The organism is Testudinibacter aquarius (genome assembly GCF_004342725.1).
Lineage (GTDB): Bacteria > Pseudomonadota > Gammaproteobacteria > Enterobacterales > Pasteurellaceae > Chelonobacter > Chelonobacter aquarius.
The window spans coordinates 316,848-337,072 of sequence record NZ_SMCP01000002.1 but is presented as its reverse complement, the minus strand read 5'-3'; the positions used below and the strand labels follow the sequence as shown (position 1 = coordinate 337,072).

Here is a 20,225-nt window from a genome sequence, read left to right as displayed (position 1 = left end):
TAAATATGACGAAACTTAGTTAAAAATATATTCACAATGTATAGTTATACAAGAGGAATATAATTGAGCATGGCTAGGCTGATAAAATGGCAGATCAACTACAACGCATTGACGAGTTAAAAAATAAATTGCCTGCATTGCACCCTTTGAGTGCAGCAGAGTTAAAACGGCTGCAAGAAGAATTTATTATCGAATCTTCCTACAACTCAAATGCTATTGAGGGCAACACGCTGACACTGCGGGAAACCGCCTTAATTTTGCGTGACGGTATCACCATCGCTGAAAAATCCATCAAAGAGCATTTAGAGGTTATCGGCTACAAAGACGCTTTTAATTATCTGTTTGAGCTGGTGGCAAGCCGTGAACCATTGACCGAGCGTATCATTAAAGAGATTCATTCGTTGGTACTGATGAATGACGCAGAGAATAAAGGCGTATATAGGCGTGTTCCGGTGCGGATCATGGGGGCAGACAATGAGCCGGCACAACCGCACTTAATCGCTGAACAAATGGGCGCATTAGTTGCCGATTATGCCGAGAAACTACAGCAGCAACACCCGATAGAGGCAATCGCATGGCTACATTTAGCCTTTGAAAGCATTCACCCGTTTATCGACGGTAACGGACGCACCGGGCGGCTATTGTTGAATTTTGAATTGATGAAGTGCGGTTATTTACCGATTGATATTAAATTCAGCGACAGAGCAAAATACTATCAATGTTTCGATGACTACTACCAACAGCAACAACCAACGGAATTTCTATCGTTGGTGGCGGGTTATGAGATAGCAGAGTTAGAACGATATATTGCGATTTTAAGCAATTAACCATTTAATCTAATTGAATGCGGCTAGGTGCGGATTGTAGTGATCCACTAATTCAACAACCCCGAATAAGTTATTTTTGTAAAAACGGACGGTAAGCCATTATTGTAGCGACGCGGACGGGTGTAATTATATTACATAATCTTTTACATCCGTTACCGCATTTTGAAATTAGTGGATCACTACACTTCTATAAAAATTGATTTGTCATATCACTTAAACCAATAAATTTGCTTTTCTGATTCGTTGGCGTAATCTATGGCAAATCTCAGCCAATCGATAAACTTCATGATGTTTAATTCAGCCTTTATCCTTTACACACTAGGTTCAGTACTGAATAAAATTGCCTATTTATTGCTGTTACCAATCATTACCGCACTTGTCACCAACGGTGACGGATTAGCTGAATTCAGCCAATCATTTGTCATCATTCTTTTCTTTTCGTTTCTGCTGACTTGGAAAAAACCGATCAATATGGCACTTCGGGTAAAAGATATGTTGCTGATGACCACCTTAATTTGGGTGGTTGTCGGACTTTTTAGTGCCTTACCGTTTATTTTTATTAAACATATCTCTTTGACAGATGCTTATTTTGAAACGATGTCAGGCTTAACCACCACCGGATCCAGTGTCTTAAGCAATTTGAATAACACCGCGCCAAGTTTGTTAATGTGGCGCTCCACATTGCAATGGATTGGCGGATTGGGGATGATCGTGATGGCGGTGGCGATTCTGCCGTTTTTAAATGTCGGCGGTATGACATTATTTCGTAGCGAATCCTCAGATTGGTCGGAGAAAAGTACCCCGCATACTAAAGATATCGCTAAAAATATTATTCGAATCTATATTTTGCTGACAGTTTTATCCATTGTTGCTTTTATGTTGAGCGGAATGTCTTTTTTTGACGCGATAAACCATAGTTTTGCCGCACTTTCTACCGGCGGTTTTTCAACCCGCGATGCCGGGTTGGCAGATTATTCCAACGCTGCGCAATGGGTTTGTGCATTATTTATGTTTTTAGGATCATTGCCTTTTTTACTCTTTTTACAAGCCGCCCAAAAACGAAATTTTAAAATCATCGCCTATAACCAACAAATTGTCGGCTTTACGCTGTTTATTGTGGTCACCGGTTTATTTTTAACCGGATACCTTTACCAGCAGCATATTTTTAATTTTAACGACAGTTTACGTTTCAGTTTTTTCTCGTTAATCAATATCTTATCTACCAGTGGTTTTACCTTAGTCAATTTTGATACCTGGACTAGCGCTACCACAATCATTTTTGCATTTGCTTTTTTGATCGGTGGCTGTTCCGGATCGACTGCCGGTGGCATTAAAATTTTCCGTTTTCAAATTATTTTCAGTTTGTTAAAAATTCAAATTCAAACATTAGTTCATCCGAACAGTGTACATTTGCTGCAATATAACGGTAAAAAAGTACAAAATAACACTTTATTTGCGATAATCACCTTCATATTTTGTTATTTCATCAGTATCTTTATATTAAGTGTATTATTGGCAATCAGCGGAATGGACTCATTAGAGGCGCTCAGCAGTGCCGCAACTGCAATCGGCAATGTTGGGCCGGGATTAGGCCCGTCGGTCGGACCCAGTGGCAATTTTGCCAACATTCCGGAAATAGCCAAATGGCTGATGTCGATCGGCATGTTGTTAGGACGATTAGAAATTACCACAATGTTGGTACTACTGTTTCCGAGATATTGGAAAATGTAATAGTTTAACCAGGAATATTATGAAAAATACGATTTGTATCATCACCGGCAGCACCTTAGGCAGCGCTGAATATTTAGCAGAATACTGTGAAGATCAATTACAACAACAAGGTTATAAAACCGCACTTTTGCACGGTCCTGATTGGCAAACGGTACAAGATTATCGTGAATGGCTGATCATCACTTCTACCCACGGCGCCGGTGAATTACCGGATAATTTATACCCATTATTTGAACATATCGAAAATGAAGTTGATCAACTTGATCAATTGCATTTTTCAGTTATCGGACTTGGTAACTCAGATTATGATACTTTCTGTTTTGCGGTCGACAAAGTCGAACAGATCCTGCAAAACAAACAGGCAAAAAAACGTCACCCCTCGCTGAAAATTGATGTGCTACAAAGCCTCGATCATGATCAACAAGCTGCCGAGTGGCTGCCAAATCTATACGATCAGCTAAGCAAATCATGTTTAAGTTGAAAATTTATCAAAAACTTTAAAAAAAACAGCTGTGGATAACTTAGATCAAATCTGTTTAAAAGCTGTTTTATTTACTTGAATAAAATTAATACCAACTTTACCTGTGGATAAAAACCCTTTTTATCCACAACAAATTTTGAACAAAACACGATCTTCTCTACAGCTACCAAAGGATCGCAAGATCTTATTTTAAAACAAAAAAAGGATCTTATTCACAAGATCATGCTTTCCTAATAATAACAATAATAAGATCTTTATATATAAAAAGATCTTTATTTAATAGCTCACGATCTTTTCTCACACCGCTGTTTTAGATCGCGGATCGTGACGATAAATTTCCTTTAACGATCCGACTAAATTCAGTAGAATAGCCCACAATTTTACAATCGATAGATCAGAATCCATCGATCGTTCTCAAAATCAACAAGGTTTTTTATGATTTATACTGACAGTTATGATGTGATCGTCGTTGGCGGTGGTCACGCCGGTACCGAAGCAGCGCTTGCGCCTGCTAGAATGGGATTGAAAACACTATTATTAACCCACAATGTTGATACGCTAGGACAAATGTCTTGCAATCCTGCAATCGGTGGGATCGGGAAAGGACATTTGGTGAAAGAGATCGATGCGATGGGGGGATTGATGGCAATCGCAGCGGATCAAGCCGGGATCCAATTTCGGACGTTAAACAGTAGTAAAGGCCCTGCAGTACGCGCAACCCGTGCCCAAGCAGATCGGGTTTTATATCGCCAGGCCGTTAGGATCGCACTGGAAAATCAAGAAAATTTAGATATTTTTCAACAAGAAGTGATCGATATTATCTTAGATCAAGATCGTGTCAACGGTGTAAAAACCAAAATGGGACTAACATTCCATGCCCGCTCGGTGATCCTGACCGCCGGTACTTTTTTAGCCGGTAAGATCCATATTGGTATGCAGAATTATGTCGGTGGTCGAGCGGGTGATCCGGCGTCGATCATGTTGGCTGATCGCTTGCGCGAACTGAATTTAAGGGTTGATCGGCTGAAAACCGGCACTCCACCACGACTGGATGCACGCACGATTGACTTTTCAATATTGGAAAAACAACACGGTGATTCAGTATTGCCGGTATTTTCTTTTATGGGATCAGTGGATCAACATCCCCGTCAGATTCCGTGCTATATCACCCATACCAATGAAAAAGCCCATGATCTAATTCGGGCTAATTTAGATCGCAGCCCGATGTATGCGGGAGTGATCGAAGGGATCGGTCCGCGTTATTGTCCGTCGATCGAAGATAAAGTGATGCGCTTTGCTGAGCGTAACAGCCATCAGATCTATTTAGAACCGGAAGGTTTGACCAGTAATGAGATCTACCCGAACGGGATCTCGACCAGTTTGCCGTTTGATGTGCAGATGGGGATCGTCAATTCGATGAAAGGCTTGGAAAAAGCACGGATCATGAAACCGGGTTATGCGATCGAATACGATTATTTTGATCCGCGCGATCTGAAACCGTCGTTGGAAACCAAGGCGATCAACGGGCTTTTCTTTGCCGGACAGATCAACGGCACAACCGGTTATGAAGAAGCAGCGGCGCAAGGTTTGTTAGCAGGGATCAACGCAGGCTTATTTGTACAGCAAAAAACAGCCTGGTATCCACGCCGTGATCAAGCCTATTTAGGGGTATTAGTTGATGACCTTTGTACCTTAGGCACTAAAGAGCCGTATCGGATATTTACCTCCCGTGCTGAATACCGTCTGCTGCTGCGTGAAGACAATGCTGATCTGCGTTTGACCCCGATTGCCAGAGAATTAGGATTAATTGATGAAGCGCGTTGGGCACGTTTTAATCAAAAATTGGAAAATATTGTACAAGAACAACAGCGTTTACGCCAAATTTGGATTCACACGCAATCAACTCATTTAGCGGAAGTGAATAGTATTTTGAATACGCCGTTAACCCGTGAAGCCAGTGGTGAAGATCTGTTGCGCCGCCCGGAAGTGGATTATAAAACCCTGACCGCACTTTCAGTGTTTGCGCCGGCTTGTGCTGATGCGGAAGCTGCGGAACAGGTTGAAATTTCAATTAAATATCAAGGTTATATTGAACATCAATACGAAGAGATTGCACGGCATAAACGCCATGAAAGCACCTCCATTCCGGATAATTTCGATTATGACAAAGTCAGCGGATTATCCAATGAAGTGCGGTTGAAATTGACCCAGCATCGCCCGGTATCCATCGGACAAGCATCACGGATTTCAGGTGTCACCCCTGCTGCCATCTCAATTTTGCTGGTTAACTTAAAAAAGCAAGGCATGCTAAAACGTGGTGATGAATGAAATTGTATAACCGATTAGATCAACTATTGGCGCAAACCGTACTTTCGCTCACCGATCAGCAAAAACAGCAGCTGGTGGCCTTTGTCGAATTATTGGATAAATGGAATAAGGCTTATAACCTGACTTCAGTGCGGGATCCACACGAGATGTTGATTAAGCATATTCTGGATAGCCTGGTGGTGAGTCCTTATTTACAAGGCAAACGTTTTATTGATGTCGGCACAGGTCCTGGTTTGCCAGGGATTCCGTTGGCCATTATTAATCCCGATCAGCACTATTTTTTGTTAGACAGTTTAGGAAAGCGAATTATCTTTATACGCCAGGTGATTCGTCAGTTAGGGTTGACTAACGTAACACCAATTCAAAGCCGAGTGGAGCAATATCAACCCGAAGTGCGGTTTGACGGGGTACTCAGCCGTGCATTTGCTTCGTTAAAGGATATGACTGAATGGTGTCAGCATTTGCTTGATCAATCTGGGCATTTTTATGCTTTGAAAGGAATTTATCATTCGGACGAATTACAGCAGTTGGATCTGCAATTTCAGTTACAGCAAAAGATAAAATTGATGGTGCCGGAACTGGTCGGCGAAAGGCATTTAGTGATTTTATCCAAGACGGATAAACAATAAATTAGGTTTCAGTATTGAGTGAAAAATAGCAATCCGTATTTTATTGTGATAAAAAAGTAAAAAAAATTTAATAAATGTTAACTGAATAACATTTTTAACGGCTTTAATCGTTGCAATAATTAAATCTGACCGTATAATTTAACCTGTTTTGTTAGCGCGGAGATTACCCCGTTTTAGGTAGTTTTTAACACTAGGCATAACTTCACCTGAATAATAAAAAGATGATTTTGGTGAATAGGAAATCAGATGTCAGCAGTATTGGATAGAAACAGAAAACTTTATCATAAAGCGTTTATTATCGAACTGGCATTAATCCTGATTGTTTATGCGTTAATCGGATTGTTACAACCCGCATTCTCTTTCCCGTTTTTATTGGGCGCTTTGATCGGTTGGTTGCCGCAGCTGGTACTGGTTGTTTATGTATTTTATCTGCGTGCAAATTTACAATCGGAACATAAGTTAAAAGCGCTGTATCAAGGGGAAGGAATTAAAATAGTTTTAACTATTATTTTATTATTGCTGGTTTTTATTAACATTGATCTAACGCCGCTAGCATTTTTTGCCGGCTATTTTGGTTTAATATTGCTTAATAATCTTTTACCTTTTGTATTGCAAAAGCACACAGAAAGTAAAATCAACTCACTTACGAAGTAGGAAATTGTATGGCTGCCGAAGGTTCATCCCAAACTTCTATTGGATATATTCAACATCATCTCTCATTTCTCACCCACGGTGAAGGTTTTTGGTCGGTTAATATCGACTCCCTATTTTTCTCGGTCGTCACCGGATTACTGTTTATCTTTATTTTCAGCAAAGTCGCTAAAAAAGCGACCAGTGGTGTGCCGGGAAAATTGCAATGTGCGGTTGAAATGCTGGTCGAATGGGTTGACGGAATGGTCAAAGAGAATTTCCACGGCAGTCGCAATGTGCTCGGACCGTTGGGTTTGACCGTATTTGTCTGGGTGTTGTTAATGAATACTTTGGATATTGTTCCGGTCGATTATTTACCACAAATTGCTCATGCAATGGGTTTTGAGTATCTGCGTGCAGTACCAACGGCTGATATGAATATTACCTTCGGTATGTCAATTGCAGTATTCTTTTTGATTATCATCTACACAATAAAATCCAAAGGTTTCGGTGGTTTGGTCAAAGAATATACAATGCACCCTTTCAACCATCCTGTTTTTATTCCGGTCAACTTCCTATTGGAAACTGTAACATTATTAGCCAAACCGGTTTCACTTGGTTTACGGTTGTTCGGCAATCTATATGCCGGTGAATTGATTTTTATCTTGATCGCACTGACCTACTCTGCCGGTTATGTTATCGGTGGTCTAGGAATCTTCATGCATGTGGCTTGGGCAATTTTCCATATTTTGGTGGTTATTTTGCAGGCGTTTATCTTTATGATGCTGACGATTGTCTATATCAGTATTGCTTATAACAAAGCCGATCATTAATTTTTAACGAGTATTTTTATTTTTAACCTGGCAATTTTGCCAACACTTTAACTTAAACATGGAGAAAATCATGGAAACTGTTATTACTGCAACAATCATCGCTTCTGCCATTATGATTTCAATTGCGGCATTAGGTACTGCTATTGGCTTCGGCTTGTTGGGCGGAAAATTCCTGGAGTCAGCAGCCCGTCAACCGGAACTAGCTAACTCTTTGTTAACAAGAATGTTTATTGTTGCAGGTTTACTTGATGCGATTTCAATGATTGCGGTTGGTATCGCGTTATACTTCATCTTCGCTAATCCGTTTACTGCGTTATTGGGTTAATTTTTGCCTTACGCCATTTTGTTGGCGTAACCGATAAGCATTATTGAGGAGGACGTTGTGAATATTAACGCAACACTGATTGGACAATCGATTGCATTCTTGATTTTTGTCTTGTTCTGCATGAAATTTGTCTGGCCACCGGTTATTAAAGCGATCGAAGAGCGCCAATCCGGTATTGCCAATGCTTTGGCAGCAGCCGAAGCAGCTAAAAAAGAGCAATCTGACACCAAAGTTTTGGTTGAACAAGAGCTGAATAGTGCCAAAAAACAAGCGCAAGAGATTGTCGATTTAGCCAACAAACGTCGCAATGAAATTTTGGACGAAGTGCGGTCTGAAGCAGAATCGTTGAAAGCTAAAATTATCGAGCAGGGCTATAGTGAAATTGAAGCAGAACGTAAACGTGCACAGGAAGAGTTGCGCGTTAAAGTCGCTTCCTTGGCAGTGGCTGGAGCAGAGAAGATTGTCGGTCGTTCGATTGATGAAGCGGCTAACAGCGACATTATTGATAAATTAGTTGCAGAACTATAGGAAGGTGGGGCTAATGTCAGAATATATCACAGTCGCACGCCCCTATGCTAAAGCTGCATTTGACTTTGCGGTTGAACAAAACAGAGTTGATGCATGGCAAGCCATGTTGGGTTTTGTTGCCGAAGTGGCAGAAAATGACGATATTAAACATTTTTTAAAAGAGTCTTTTTCACCGCAGAAAGTCGCCAAGACTTTCATTGATATATGTGGCGATCAGCTGGATCAATATGGGCAGAATTTTATCCGTCTAATGGCAGAAAATAAGCGCGTAATGGCACTTCCTGAGGTATTTAAACTGTTTCAGGAGCTTGTCGATCAATATAAATCGCTGGCTAATGTTGAAGTGATTTCCGCCGAACCATTAACGCAGAAACAACAACAAAATATTCTCCAGGCAATGGAAAAAAGACTTGCCCGCAAAGTGAAATTAAATTGCAGCATTGATAAAAATCTGATTGGCGGCGCGATTATCCGTACCGATGATTTGGTTATCGACGGCAGCAGCCGTGGTCAATTAAATCGTTTGGCCAATGAGTTGCAATTGTAAGAGGAATAGAAAATGCAACTGAATTCTACAGAAATTAGTGAACTGATTAAAAAACGGATTGCCGATTTTAATGTAACGAGCGAAGCTCGCAACACCGGTACCATCGTTTCAGTAAGTGATGGGATTATCCGTATCCACGGCTTGAGCGATGCAATGCAAGGGGAAATGATTGCATTGCCGGGCAACCGCTTTGCTATTGCGTTGAACTTGGAAAGAGATTCTGTCGGTGCGGTGGTGATGGGGCCTTATTCCGATTTAGCCGAGGGTATGGAAGTACAATGTACCGGTCGTATTTTGGAAGTGCCGGTAGGACGTAACTTATTGGGTCGTGTCGTGAATACCTTAGGGCAACCGATTGACGGCAAAGGTGAAATTGTTGCTGATGCCTATTCGCCGATTGAGGTGATTGCACCGGGCGTTATCGATCGCAAATCGGTCGATCAGCCGGTACAAACCGGATATAAAGCGGTTGACTCCATGGTGCCGATTGGACGTGGTCAACGCGAATTGATTATCGGTGACCGCCAAACCGGCAAAACCGCATTGGCAATCGATGCAATCATCAACCAACGTGATTCCGATATTAAATGTATTTATGTGGCAGTGGGACAGAAAGCCTCGACCATCGCTAATGTGGTGCGTAAATTGGAAGAACATGGTGCACTGGAAAATACTATCGTCGTGGTTGCCTCAGCGGCTGAATCGGCGGCATTGCAATATTTAGCGCCTTACTCCGGGTGTGCAATGGGCGAATTTTTCCGTGACAACGGTGAAGATGCGTTAATCGTGTACGATGATTTATCTAAGCAAGCGGTTGCTTACCGTCAAATCTCATTGTTATTGCGTCGTCCACCGGGTCGTGAAGCGTTCCCGGGCGATGTATTTTATCTGCACTCCCGCTTATTGGAACGGGCGGCTCGCGTTAGTGCGGAGTATGTGGAGAAATTTACCAACGGGCGTGTGAAAGGCAAAACCGGTTCTTTGACTGCACTTCCGATCATTGAAACTCAGGCTGGTGACGTATCAGCGTTTGTTCCGACCAATGTAATCTCGATTACCGATGGTCAGATTTTCTTGGAGTCTGATTTGTTTAACTCAGGGATCCGTCCGGCGGTTAACCCGGGGATTTCGGTTTCACGCGTTGGTGGTGCGGCACAAACTAAAGTGGTGAAAAAATTGGCTGGCGGAATTCGTACCGCACTTGCTCAATACCGTGAATTAGCGGCGTTTGCTCAGTTTGCTTCCGACTTGGATGAAGCGACCCGTAAACAGTTGTCGCATGGTCAAAAAGTGACTGAGTTATTGAAACAAACGCAATATTCACCGTTAAGCGTCGGTCAACAAGCCTTGGTGTTGTTTGCAGTTGAATTTGGTTATCTGGATGATGTGGAGTTGGATCGTATAGCCTCTTTTGAAAGCAGTTTATTCGATTTTGCCAACAATAACGAAGCGGAATTCTTAAAACAGCTTTCTGCAACCGGCGACTATAACGATACTATCAAAGATAAATTAAAATCTATCTTAGATAATTTCAAAGCCAAAGGTGCATGGTAATAGCCAACGCTAACGGAGAGATGAAATGGCAGGTGCGAAAGAGATCAGAACCAAAATTGCCAGTGTGAAAAGCACGCAAAAAATCACCAAGGCAATGGAAATGGTTGCAGCCTCAAAAATGCGCAAAACGCAGGAACGCATGTCTTCTTCACGTCCGTATTCTACAGCAATACGCAACGTAATTAGCCATGTTTCCAAAGGTAATATTGAGTATCGTCACCCTTTTTTGGTGGAACGTGAAATCAAAAAAGTGGGTTTTTTGGTTATCTCGACAGACCGTGGTTTGTGCGGTGGTTTAAATGTTAATTTGTTTAAAACCGCACTTAGTGAGTTTAAACAGTGGAAAGACAAACAAGTCAATGTAGAAATTGCGCTGTTAGGGTCGAAAGCTATCGGCTTTTTCCACTCCTTAGGATTGACAATTCGTGGTCAAACCTCCGGCATGGGAGATACCCCGTCGGTAGAACAAATTGTCGGCATTGCCAACACGATGTTTGATAGTTATAGCAGCGGTGAATATGACGCCATTTATATTGTCTATAACAAATTTATCAATACGATGGCACAGAAACCGGTGGTGCAGCAGTTGATTCCATTACCGGAGCTGGAAGAAGACGAACTTACAACTGAAAACAGCTGGGACTACCTGTATGAACCAAACTCCAAATATCTGTTGGATAAACTGCTGACCCGTTATTTGGAAGCGCAGGTTTATCAAGCAGTGGTCGAAAATTTGGCGTCAGAACAGGCGGCACGGATGGTGGCGATGAAGTCGGCAACGGATAATGCCGGTAACTTGATTAACGACTTGCAGTTGGTTTACAACAAAGCTCGTCAAGCCAGTATTACAAATGAATTAAACGAAATTGTTGCCGGTGCGGCGGCAATTTAACGAAAAAGTAGAGGATCGGTAATGGCAACAGGAAAAATTGTACAAATCATCGGTGCCGTCATTGACGTTGAATTTCCACAAGATGCAGTGCCAAAAGTATATGATGCGTTAAAAGTGGAAACCGGGTTAACCCTTGAAGTTCAACAACAATTGGGTGGCGGAATCGTGCGTTGTATCGCAATGGGCTCGTCAGACGGTTTAAAACGTCATTTGAGCGTCAGCAACACCAACAACCCGATTTCAGTGCCGGTCGGAGTGAAAACTCTCGGTCGTATTATGAATGTGTTGGGTGAGCCGATTGATGAATTAGGTCCGATTGGGGCAGAAGAGAACTGGTCAATCCATCGTGAAGCGCCAAGTTATGAAGATCAATCCAATAGTGCCGAACTTTTGGAAACCGGTATCAAAGTTATCGACTTGGTATGCCCGTTTGCCAAAGGGGGGAAAGTCGGCTTGTTCGGTGGTGCCGGTGTAGGTAAAACCGTGAATATGATGGAGTTAATCCGTAATATCGCGATTGAACACTCTGGTTATTCGGTATTTGCCGGCGTGGGTGAACGCACCCGTGAAGGCAACGACTTCTACCACGAAATGCAGGATTCCAACGTATTGGATAAAGTATCATTGGTGTACGGTCAAATGAATGAGCCGCCAGGTAACCGTTTGCGTGTGGCCTTGACCGGGTTGACGATGGCGGAAAAATTCCGTGATGAAGGCCGTGACGTATTATTCTTCGTGGATAATATCTATCGCTATACCTTGGCAGGAACCGAAGTATCCGCTCTTTTAGGTCGGATGCCGTCTGCAGTAGGTTATCAACCGACTTTGGCGGAAGAGATGGGGGTATTGCAAGAGCGGATCACCTCAACCAAAACCGGTTCCATCACTTCGATTCAAGCGGTGTATGTACCGGCGGATGACTTGACTGACCCATCTCCGGCAACGACCTTTGCTCACTTGGATGCCACTGTGGTATTAAGCCGTCAAATTGCCTCGTTGGGGATCTATCCGGCGGTGGATCCGTTGGATTCCACTTCGCGTCAATTGGATCCGTTAGTAGTAGGTAAAGATCACTACGAAGTGGCACGTGGCGTGCAATCAACCTTACAGCGTTATAAAGAGTTGAAAGACATTATTGCGATTTTGGGTATGGACGAGTTATCCGAAGACGATAAATTGGTTGTTGCCCGTGCGCGTAAAATCGAGCGTTTCTTATCGCAGCCGTTCTTCGTGGCAGAAGTATTTACCGGTTCTCCGGGTAAATATGTATCGCTGAAAGATACGATTGCCGGTTTTAAAGGGATTTTGGACGGCGAATATGATCATATTCCGGAACAAGCGTTCTATATGGTCGGTTCGATCGACGAAGTCTTGGCAAAAGCCGAGAAAATGTAATCACTCCCTCGGGTATGTGAGTAATAACAGAACTGAAGGAGAATAACATGGCATCTTCATTTGAACTGACTGTGGTTAGTGCGGAGAAACAGATTTTCCATGGTGAGGTCAACAGTATTCAGGTTTCCGGTATTGAAGGGGATCTGGGTATTTTACCGGGGCATACTCCGTTGTTGACCGAAATCAAACCCGGCGTGCTGCAAATTAAGCAGGAAAGCGGACTAGAAGTGATCTATGTATCTGGTGGTTTTCTTGAAGTGCAGCCACATGTAGTGACAGTGCTAGCCGATACCGCGATTCGTGGTGATGAACTGGATAAAGACCGGATTCTGGCTGCCAAACGTCGTGCTGAGGAAAATACGCATGCGAAACACGGCGACGTGGATTATTCTTTGTTATCATCGAAATTATCGCGTGAATTGGCGAAATTACAAGCCTATGAATTAACCGAAAAATTAACTAAAGCTAAACGTTAATTTTTTAGTCGATTGCAAAACCCGTCATTTTTAAAATCGGCGGGTTTTATTTTTGTAGGCAATTATCTGATTGCTGAAAAATTTCCAAGCTAAAACCATAATTGCAAAAACCAGAAAAATCAGCGGCTGTAAGGCAATACCTTTGGTTGACCAATAGTAGTGAATAATCGCTAACACAATAGCTGGATTACTGAGTTGGTGCAGGATAAACCAGTTTTTTGCCAGTTTGCGACGTAGCATCGGGATTGAACTGGTGGCAGGCAGCAGAAAAAAGACAAACGCCAGTACGCCGACAATCAGATAAGGACGCTTTATAATTTCATTCAAAAACAGGCGGTAATCAAACGCCAGCTCTAATGCTAAATAACTCAATATATGCAATGTTAACCAAAACAATCCCCATAAACCTAGCGGTTTGTGTAGTGTCAATAAACGCCCGTTGCCGTATAAACGGTTAATAATCCGCAAGCTAAACAGCGCGGTAAAAAGATAAAGTGCGGTCAAACCGAAAAAATGGATTAATTCTTTAATTGGATCTGCGCCGAATATCAGGCTTATATCGCCATAATTCAGGATATAACCCAGCCATAATAACGGCAACAAACCGGCACAGTGGATGGTAAGGCGTAAAACATTAAACATTAAAAATTAGCCTTTAAATCCAAACCTTGATAAAGCCAAGCGACTTCATCGGCATAACCGTTAAATGGTAATGTGGCTTGGCGTTTGCTGGAAAACAGCCCGCCACTGCCGATAATCCGTTCGCTGGCTTGTGACCAGCGCGGGTGATCGACTTCGGGATTAACGTTGGCATAAAAGCCGTATTCGTTCGGGGCGAGGCGCTGCCAGGTATTCAGCGGTTGCTGTTCGGTCAGGGTGATTTTGACAATTGATTTAATACTTTTGAAGCCGTATTTCCAAGGTACAACCAGACGTATCGGTGCGCCGTTTTGTGGCAGCAAATCTTTGCCGTACAAACCGGTCGCCATTAAGGTCAGCGGGTGCATGGCTTCTTGTATCGTCAAACCTTCAACATAGGGATAATCAATACCGCCGCCAGTATAGCGATCACGTTGTCCCGGCATTTGTTGTGGATCATACAGGGTTTCAAAGCGCACATATTTGGCATTAGCGGTCGGATCGGCTAATTTGAGTAATTGATTCAATTCAAATCCCAGCCATGGTACCACCATTGACCAGGCTTCGACGCAGCGAAAACGATAGATTCGTTCTTCTGTAGTAAAACGTTGGTGCAGGTCATCCCAATCTAAGGTAAGCGGATTGTTGACTGCGCCATCTACCGTTAGCTTCCACGGGTTGGTTTTGAATGACTTGGCATAATGTTGTGGATCTTGTTTGCTAACGCCGAATTCATAGAAATTATTATAACCGATAATATTTTCTTCCGGGGTTGGCTTTAATAAAGTTGCTTGAGTGCCGCTATTGTCCGCATAGACAACATTAGGCAGCAATAAACTGCTTCCGCTTATGCCAAGTGCGGTCAGGATTTTACGTCGTTGGTGAAAAACCCGTTCGTCGGTAACATCATTTTCCAGTAATTTTTTCATACTTCCCCCATGTTTGATACTTAGATAGAAATAGTCAATAAAAGTTCGCTGAATTGATAGGTGGCTTAGTATAAAAGAAGCGGTTTATAGTCGCATCAATACCACAATCTAGGAGGAAAATAGAAAATGGATAACATATCAGGACGGTCTTCCCCGCCCTGATAACATGTTGTTATTAAATTAAAAAGTGTGGTGTCCGATTATTTTATGACACCGCACGCCATTCTGGCACCACCACCACCCAGTGGCGCCGGGTGATCGGAATGGTTATCACCACCGGCATGGATCATGATTGCACGGTTTTGAATTTCATCAAGTGATTTCAAACGTGGTGCTAACACCGGATTGGTTGCAGTGCCGTCGGCATTGACCGTTAAAGCCGGTAAATCGCCTAAATGGGCATCATCTTGCCACGGGAAACCGTGTTGCTTGGTCTCTTTTGGATCCCAGTGGCCACCGGCGGCTAATCCGGCAACTATTTTACCGTCTTTTTCTTGTGGTTCGCAGCTTGGGTTTTGATGAATATGGAAACCATGTAAACCCGGGGTTAAACCATTGAGTGCCGGTGTGAACACCAGACCATAGTTTGATTCGGTAACGACCACTTCGCCGATATCCTGATTGCCGTTGGTCGGGTCAAGCAATTGCACCTTAATTACCAAATTGTCGTCATGTTGGTGAGCGTGGTTTTGCGCCAACACCGTAGAACTTAGAGCGAGCGTGCAGATTGAAAGTGCGGTAACCAATAACGTTTTCTTCATAACTTCTCCTTAGGGTCTGTTGATCTTTGTTTATAATTTGAGCTATAGACTATTTTTCGTCAATACAAGGCAAAAGTTGTGAAGTTTAGTCATTCTAAACGAACGGCTTTTAACGCTGCTGTTGTAGCGAAAAGTAATGGCGAAAAATAGTCATAGTCCTACGGATTGTATTTAAAATGAGCATACTCGTCGTTGTAACCCTCATCAATAGTCCCACTATTGATTTCGGCTTACGCCTAGATTGTGCTCATTTTAAACGACAACTCAAAATATAAACAAAGATCAACAGACCCTATTATTAACAGCAATACCGTTCAGAAAATCAACGGATAGTGACACAATAAAGCAAAATTGCAGTTAGCTTAAGTGATCGAGTTCACAAAATAGAAAAATCCCTTTGTTTAAGACTAAAACAAAGGGATCATTTTACTGTGAGACAAATTTTACTGTTACAAAATCTCTTTGGCTTTTGCTACCACATTTTCAACGGTAAAGCCGAACAGTTTGAACAGTTGATCTGCCGGGGCCGATTCGCCAAAGCTGTTCATGCCGACAACACGACCGTTAAAGCCGACGTATTTGTACCAGAAATCGCTGATTCCGGCTTCGATTGCCACACGCTTGCTGACCGCACTTGGTAATACGGATTCACGGTAAGCTTGATCTTGAGCGTCAAATACATTGGTTGACGGCATCGAGACAACGCGTACTTTTTTACCTTCCGCATTCAACTGTTCAGCAGCTTTCACTGCCAATTCAACTTCTGAACCGGTAGCAATCAAAATTAAGTCCGGCGTACCATTACAATCTTTCAGTACATAGCCGCCACGGGCAACATTGGTCAATTGCTGTGCACTGCGATCCATTTGCGTCAGATTTTGACGGGTGAAAATCATTGCGCTTGGACCATCTTTGCGCTCAACCGCTGCTTTCCAGGCAATGGCGGATTCCACTTGGTCACAAGGACGCCAAGTTTGCAGGTTCGGAATCAAACGCAATGCAGCAGTCTGTTCAACCGGTTGGTGGGTCGGGCCGTCTTCGCCTAAACCGATGGAGTCGTGGGTGTAAACAAACAGCACACGCTGTTTCATCAATGCTGCCATGCGGATAGCATTGTGGGCATATTCCATAAACATCAGGAAAGTAGCACCGTAAGGAATAAAGCCGCCATGCAGGGCAATCCCGTTCATGATCGCTGACATACCGAACTCACGCACGCCGTAGTTGATATAGTTGCCGTCGACGATATTGGCGCGGATTGGTTTTGAACCAGACCACAAGGTTAAATTCGAACTTGCCAAGTCGGCAGAGCCGCCCAAAAATTCAGGCAGTAACGGTGCATAGGCTTCGATGGCGTTTTGTGAGGCTTTACGGCTGGCAATTGCCGCCGGATTAGCTTGTAATTTTTCGATAAAAGCTTGTGATTGTGCCGCCCAGTTTGCCGGCAAGTCACCGTTGACACGGCGCTTGAATTCAGCGGCTAATTCAGGATAAGCAGCTTGGTAAGCGGCAAATTTTTCATCCCAGGCTTTTTCAGCTGCTTGACCTTTGGCTTTTGCGTCCCATTCGGCGTAGATATCAGCCGGAATTTCGAATGCCGCGTGCGCCCAGTTTAATGCTTTACGGGTCAGCGCAATTTCGTCGTCGCCCAGCGGTGCGCCGTGGCTGTCGTGGGAGTTGGATTTGTTCGGAGAGCCGTAACCGATAATGGTTTTGCAAATAATCAATGTCGGTTTTCCGCTTTCTGCTTTGGCTTGTTCAACCGCACTTTTAACTTGTGCCGCATCGTGTCCGTCGATTGCCGGAATCACTTGCCAGCCGTAGGCTTCAAAGCGTTTTTGGGTGTCGTCGGTGAACCAGCCGTCAACATGACCATCAATGGAGATGTTGTTGTCGTCATAAAACGCAATCAGTTTGCCTAAGCCTAAAGTTCCAGCTAAAGAGCAGGCTTCATGGGAAATTCCTTCCATCAAACAGCCGTCACCTAAAAATACGTAGGTATGGTGATCAACAATTTCATGTCCTGCACGGTTAAATTGACCGGCTAAGGTTTTTTCCGCAATGGCCATCCCGACGGCATTGGTGATGCCTTGTCCCAGTGGGCCAGTGGTGGTTTCCACACCCGGCGCATAGCCGTATTCCGGGTGCCCCGGGGTTTTGGAATGCAGTTGGCGGAACTGTTTTAAATCGTCAATTGACAGATCATAACCGCTTAAATGCAGCAAGCTATAAATCAGCATCGAGCCGTGTCCGTTAGACAGTACGAAGCGATCGCGATTTGCCCAACTCGGGTTGGTTGGGTTATGTACTAAAAAATCGCGCCATAACACTTCGGCAATATCTGCCATGCCCATCGGGGCGCCGGGGTGTCCGGATTTTGCTTTTTGTACCGCATCCATACTTAAAAAGCGGATCGCATTTGCCAATTCTTTGCGTGAAGCCATGTGATTCTCCTGTTCAAAATAGAAATAATTATTTGCTAAAAAATAGTGGTATGAGTTTACACCAATCCGAGAATAAATGCTGAGAGATCATCTCAAGCGTTTAACTTTCAAAATTTTTTTGTGATCTTAATCACAAATACTCGGCATAGGTCAGGCTCAATCGATAAATGAAAGTGCGGTTTGCACCACTTCTGTCCCCGCATTTGGTTTATGTGCATTTTCGCTTAAATAACGCCGCCACTGTTTTGCGCCTTTACAGCCCTGAAATGCGCCCACCATATGGCGACTGATATGGTTTAAATGGGTGCCTGCCTGCAATTCTTTTTCGATATAAGGCAACATTTTTTCCACCGCTTGCCGTGGCGTGACAACCGCACTTTGCGGATCAAACAACACTTGGTCAACGTAACCAAGCAGGCTGGGGTTTTGGTAGGCTTCGCGTCCGACCATTACCCCGTCGACAAACTGCAAATGCTGTTGCATTTCATCAAGGGTTTTAATGCCACCGTTAATCACGATAGAGAGTTGTGGAAAATCGCGTTTTAATTGATAAACCCGTTGGTAATCCAATGGCGGAATCTCACGGTTCTGCTTCGGGCTTAAGCCGGACAGCCAGGCTTTGCGCGCATGAATGATAAACTCTTGGCAGCCAGCATTAGCCAGTGTTTGCACAAAATCATACAGAAATTCATAACTGTCAAAGTCATCAATCCCGATTCGGGTTTTCACCGTCACCGGAATTGAAACCGCACTTTGCATTTTAGCGACACATTCTGCGACCAAATCGGCTTTTGCCATTAAACAAGCACCGAAAAAGCCGTTTTGCACCCGATCTGACGGGCAGCCGACATTCAAGTTAATCTCGTCATAGCCGTATTGTTCGGCTTTTTGCGCACACAGCCGCAACTGTGACGGATCGCTGCCGCCCAGTTGCAGCGCCACAGGCTGTTCGCCCGGATCGTACAGCAGGTGATCATATTTGGCATGGATAATCGCACCGGTGGTGATCATCTCGGTGTAAAGCAAGGCGTGCCGGCTAAACTGACGGTGAAAATAGCGGCAGTGGCGCGTGGTCCAGTCCAGCATCGGTGCAACCGAAAAACGACCACGATAATGAGTTTTCATAGGCATAAGCGTTAATTAATGTTGAGCGGATTTGTTTTCCGCATGTTGTGTTGAAATGGCACAGGATTCTGAGATTACCTTTATGGCGCAGGAAAAACCGCACTTTGTTAATGGTGTTTTACAGAGAGTGTGTCGGCTGGAAGCACGCATAAAATTCAGATTGCCGTGTTTAGGGTCTGTAGCTCAAATTATAAACAAAGATCAACAGACCCTAAAAATATAAAGTTAAAAATAATCGCTAAAAAATAAACGTTGAACAACAAAATTATAACGGAAAAGATGTGCAGAGAAACCCTTCGTGCCGAATTTCGTTTTCAGTGTATCGATCAACAATCCCATTTTGTTCGGAAATAACATACACTATACACAAATCAATGTTGGAAAAATAGACTATGAAAAAACACCGGCGAATTGCTGATCAGAGGTTACAACCGAATAAAGCTAATAACAAATCCCAAAAAGGTGAGGTCAGAATTATCGCCGGGCTATGGCGTGGACGCAAATTACCGGTGTTGGACAGTCAAGGTTTGCGCCCGACTACCGATCGGATCAAGGAAACCCTGTTTAACTGGCTGATGCCGTATATTGTCGGCGCTCGTTGTCTGGACTGTTTTGCCGGCAGTGGTAGCCTGGGGTTTGAAGCACTTTCGCGTCAGGCAAGTGCAGTGCAGTTTTTTGAGCAGGATAAAAGTGCGGTCAAACAGTTGCAGCAGAATTTACAGCGTTTGGAATGTCAGCGTGGTTTGATTACTCAGGGCGATACTTTGCAACTGTTGGCGCAAGGCAATTCTCAGCTGCCGTTTGATATTGTGTTTTTGGATCCGCCATTTCAACAGCAATTGATTGCACCGACGATTGAACTGCTACAGAGTAATGGTTGGCTGGCTGCGGGGGCTTTGGTTTATGTCGAAACTGAAAAGCAGTTGGCAATACTGCAAGTGCCGGTGACGTGGCGTTTGTTAAAACAAAAAATCGGCGGTGAAGTCTGTTTTCGTTTGTATCAAACCGCTGATTGAACGACCGCTATTAGGGTCTGTTGATTCTTTGTTTATAATTTGAGCTATAGACTATTTTTCGCCACTCTTTTTGCAAATAAATAAGGCAAAAGTTGTGAAGTTTAGTCATTCTAAACGAACGACTTTTAACGCCGC

General features: G+C 43.4%; 20 protein-coding genes. 15 read left to right on the top strand and 5 right to left on the bottom strand.

Annotation, left to right across the window (positions count from 1 at the left end):
• The first annotated feature begins 86 nt into the window (after window positions 1-86).
• The 14 genes from EDC16_RS03330 (at window position 87) to EDC16_RS03265 (ending at window position 13,176) form a co-directional block, all read left to right on the top strand.
• Window positions 87-827, top strand: coding sequence for a Fic family protein (locus tag EDC16_RS03330; protein ID WP_132965373.1), 741 nt, complete (start codon window positions 87-89; stop codon window positions 825-827).
• Between the two features lie 255 nt (window positions 828-1,082).
• Window positions 1,083-2,558: a TrkH family potassium uptake protein gene (locus tag EDC16_RS03325; protein WP_232517251.1), complete on the top strand. Its 1,476-nt coding sequence runs from the start codon at window positions 1,083-1,085 to the stop codon at window positions 2,556-2,558.
• A 19-nt stretch (window positions 2,559-2,577) separates the two neighbouring features.
• The gene (mioC, locus tag EDC16_RS03320) at window positions 2,578-3,039 is read left to right on the top strand and encodes an FMN-binding protein MioC (protein ID WP_132965372.1); all 462 of its coding nucleotides are present in this window, start codon (window positions 2,578-2,580) and stop codon (window positions 3,037-3,039) included.
• 435 nt (window positions 3,040-3,474) lie between these two features.
• On the top strand, window positions 3,475-5,367 hold the full coding sequence (gene mnmG, locus EDC16_RS03315) for a tRNA uridine-5-carboxymethylaminomethyl(34) synthesis enzyme MnmG (RefSeq protein WP_132965371.1): 1,893 nt from the start codon (window positions 3,475-3,477) through the stop codon (window positions 5,365-5,367).
• The gene (rsmG, locus tag EDC16_RS03310; protein WP_132965370.1) at window positions 5,364-5,996 is read left to right on the top strand and encodes a 16S rRNA (guanine(527)-N(7))-methyltransferase RsmG; all 633 of its coding nucleotides are present in this window, start codon (window positions 5,364-5,366) and stop codon (window positions 5,994-5,996) included. The genes mnmG and rsmG overlap by 4 nt, the downstream gene beginning before the upstream one ends.
• A 246-nt stretch (window positions 5,997-6,242) precedes the next feature.
• The gene (locus EDC16_RS03305; protein WP_132965369.1) at window positions 6,243-6,650 is read left to right on the top strand and encodes an ATP synthase subunit I; all 408 of its coding nucleotides are present in this window, start codon (window positions 6,243-6,245) and stop codon (window positions 6,648-6,650) included.
• An 8-nt stretch (window positions 6,651-6,658) separates the two neighbouring features.
• Window positions 6,659-7,459 (top strand): F0F1 ATP synthase subunit A, encoded by an 801-nt coding sequence (gene atpB, locus EDC16_RS03300; RefSeq protein ID WP_132965368.1) that lies wholly within the window; start codon window positions 6,659-6,661, stop codon window positions 7,457-7,459.
• Between the two features lie 70 nt (window positions 7,460-7,529).
• Window positions 7,530-7,784, top strand: a complete 255-nt coding sequence (gene atpE, locus EDC16_RS03295) for a F0F1 ATP synthase subunit C (RefSeq protein ID WP_132965367.1) — start codon at window positions 7,530-7,532, stop codon at window positions 7,782-7,784.
• 57 nt (window positions 7,785-7,841) lie between these two features.
• Window positions 7,842-8,312: a F0F1 ATP synthase subunit B gene (gene atpF, locus EDC16_RS03290; protein WP_132965366.1), complete on the top strand. Its 471-nt coding sequence runs from the start codon at window positions 7,842-7,844 to the stop codon at window positions 8,310-8,312.
• 13 nt (window positions 8,313-8,325) lie between these two features.
• Window positions 8,326-8,859, top strand: coding sequence for a F0F1 ATP synthase subunit delta (atpH, locus tag EDC16_RS03285; protein ID WP_132965365.1), 534 nt, complete (start codon window positions 8,326-8,328; stop codon window positions 8,857-8,859).
• A 12-nt stretch (window positions 8,860-8,871) separates the two neighbouring features.
• A complete protein-coding gene (gene atpA / locus EDC16_RS03280; RefSeq protein WP_132965363.1) occupies window positions 8,872-10,413 on the top strand; it encodes a F0F1 ATP synthase subunit alpha in 1,542 nt (513 codons plus the stop codon).
• Between the two features lie 25 nt (window positions 10,414-10,438).
• Window positions 10,439-11,305: a F0F1 ATP synthase subunit gamma gene (gene atpG, locus EDC16_RS03275; protein ID WP_132965361.1), complete on the top strand. Its 867-nt coding sequence runs from the start codon at window positions 10,439-10,441 to the stop codon at window positions 11,303-11,305.
• 21 nt (window positions 11,306-11,326) lie between these two features.
• On the top strand, window positions 11,327-12,700 hold the full coding sequence (atpD, locus tag EDC16_RS03270; protein WP_132965359.1) for a F0F1 ATP synthase subunit beta: 1,374 nt from the start codon (window positions 11,327-11,329) through the stop codon (window positions 12,698-12,700).
• A gap of 47 nt (window positions 12,701-12,747) precedes the next feature.
• A complete protein-coding gene (locus EDC16_RS03265; RefSeq protein WP_132965357.1) occupies window positions 12,748-13,176 on the top strand; it encodes a F0F1 ATP synthase subunit epsilon in 429 nt (142 codons plus the stop codon).
• A 30-nt stretch (window positions 13,177-13,206) separates the two neighbouring features.
• Here EDC16_RS03265 and EDC16_RS03260 read toward each other — a convergent pair whose 3' ends face one another.
• The 5 genes from EDC16_RS03260 to dusA all read right to left on the bottom strand — a co-directional run bounded on the left by EDC16_RS03260 (window position 13,207) and on the right by dusA (window position 19,074).
• Window positions 13,207-13,818, bottom strand: a complete 612-nt coding sequence (locus EDC16_RS03260; protein WP_132965355.1) for a protein-methionine-sulfoxide reductase heme-binding subunit MsrQ — start codon at window positions 13,816-13,818, stop codon at window positions 13,207-13,209.
• Window positions 13,818-14,744 carry a protein-methionine-sulfoxide reductase catalytic subunit MsrP gene (gene msrP, locus EDC16_RS03255; protein ID WP_132965353.1) on the bottom strand — a complete coding sequence of 309 codons (927 nt, stop codon included), beginning with the start codon at window positions 14,742-14,744 and terminating at the stop codon, window positions 13,818-13,820. The genes EDC16_RS03260 and msrP overlap by 1 nt, the downstream gene beginning before the upstream one ends.
• 200 nt (window positions 14,745-14,944) lie before the next feature.
• Window positions 14,945-15,505 (bottom strand): superoxide dismutase family protein, encoded by a 561-nt coding sequence (gene sodC / locus EDC16_RS03250; RefSeq protein ID WP_132965351.1) that lies wholly within the window; start codon window positions 15,503-15,505, stop codon window positions 14,945-14,947.
• 449 nt (window positions 15,506-15,954) lie between these two features.
• A complete protein-coding gene (gene tkt, locus EDC16_RS03245; protein ID WP_132965349.1) occupies window positions 15,955-17,949 on the bottom strand; it encodes a transketolase in 1,995 nt (664 codons plus the stop codon).
• 156 nt (window positions 17,950-18,105) lie between these two features.
• Entirely contained in the window at window positions 18,106-19,074 is a 969-nt protein-coding gene (gene dusA, locus EDC16_RS03240) for a tRNA dihydrouridine(20/20a) synthase DusA (protein WP_132965347.1), read from the bottom strand.
• A gap of 392 nt (window positions 19,075-19,466) precedes the next feature.
• On the opposite strand from dusA, the gene rsmD reads away from it, so the two are divergent.
• Entirely contained in the window at window positions 19,467-20,090 is a 624-nt protein-coding gene (gene rsmD, locus EDC16_RS03235) for a 16S rRNA (guanine(966)-N(2))-methyltransferase RsmD (RefSeq protein ID WP_132965345.1), read from the top strand.
• Window positions 20,091-20,225: the final 135 nt, after the last annotated feature.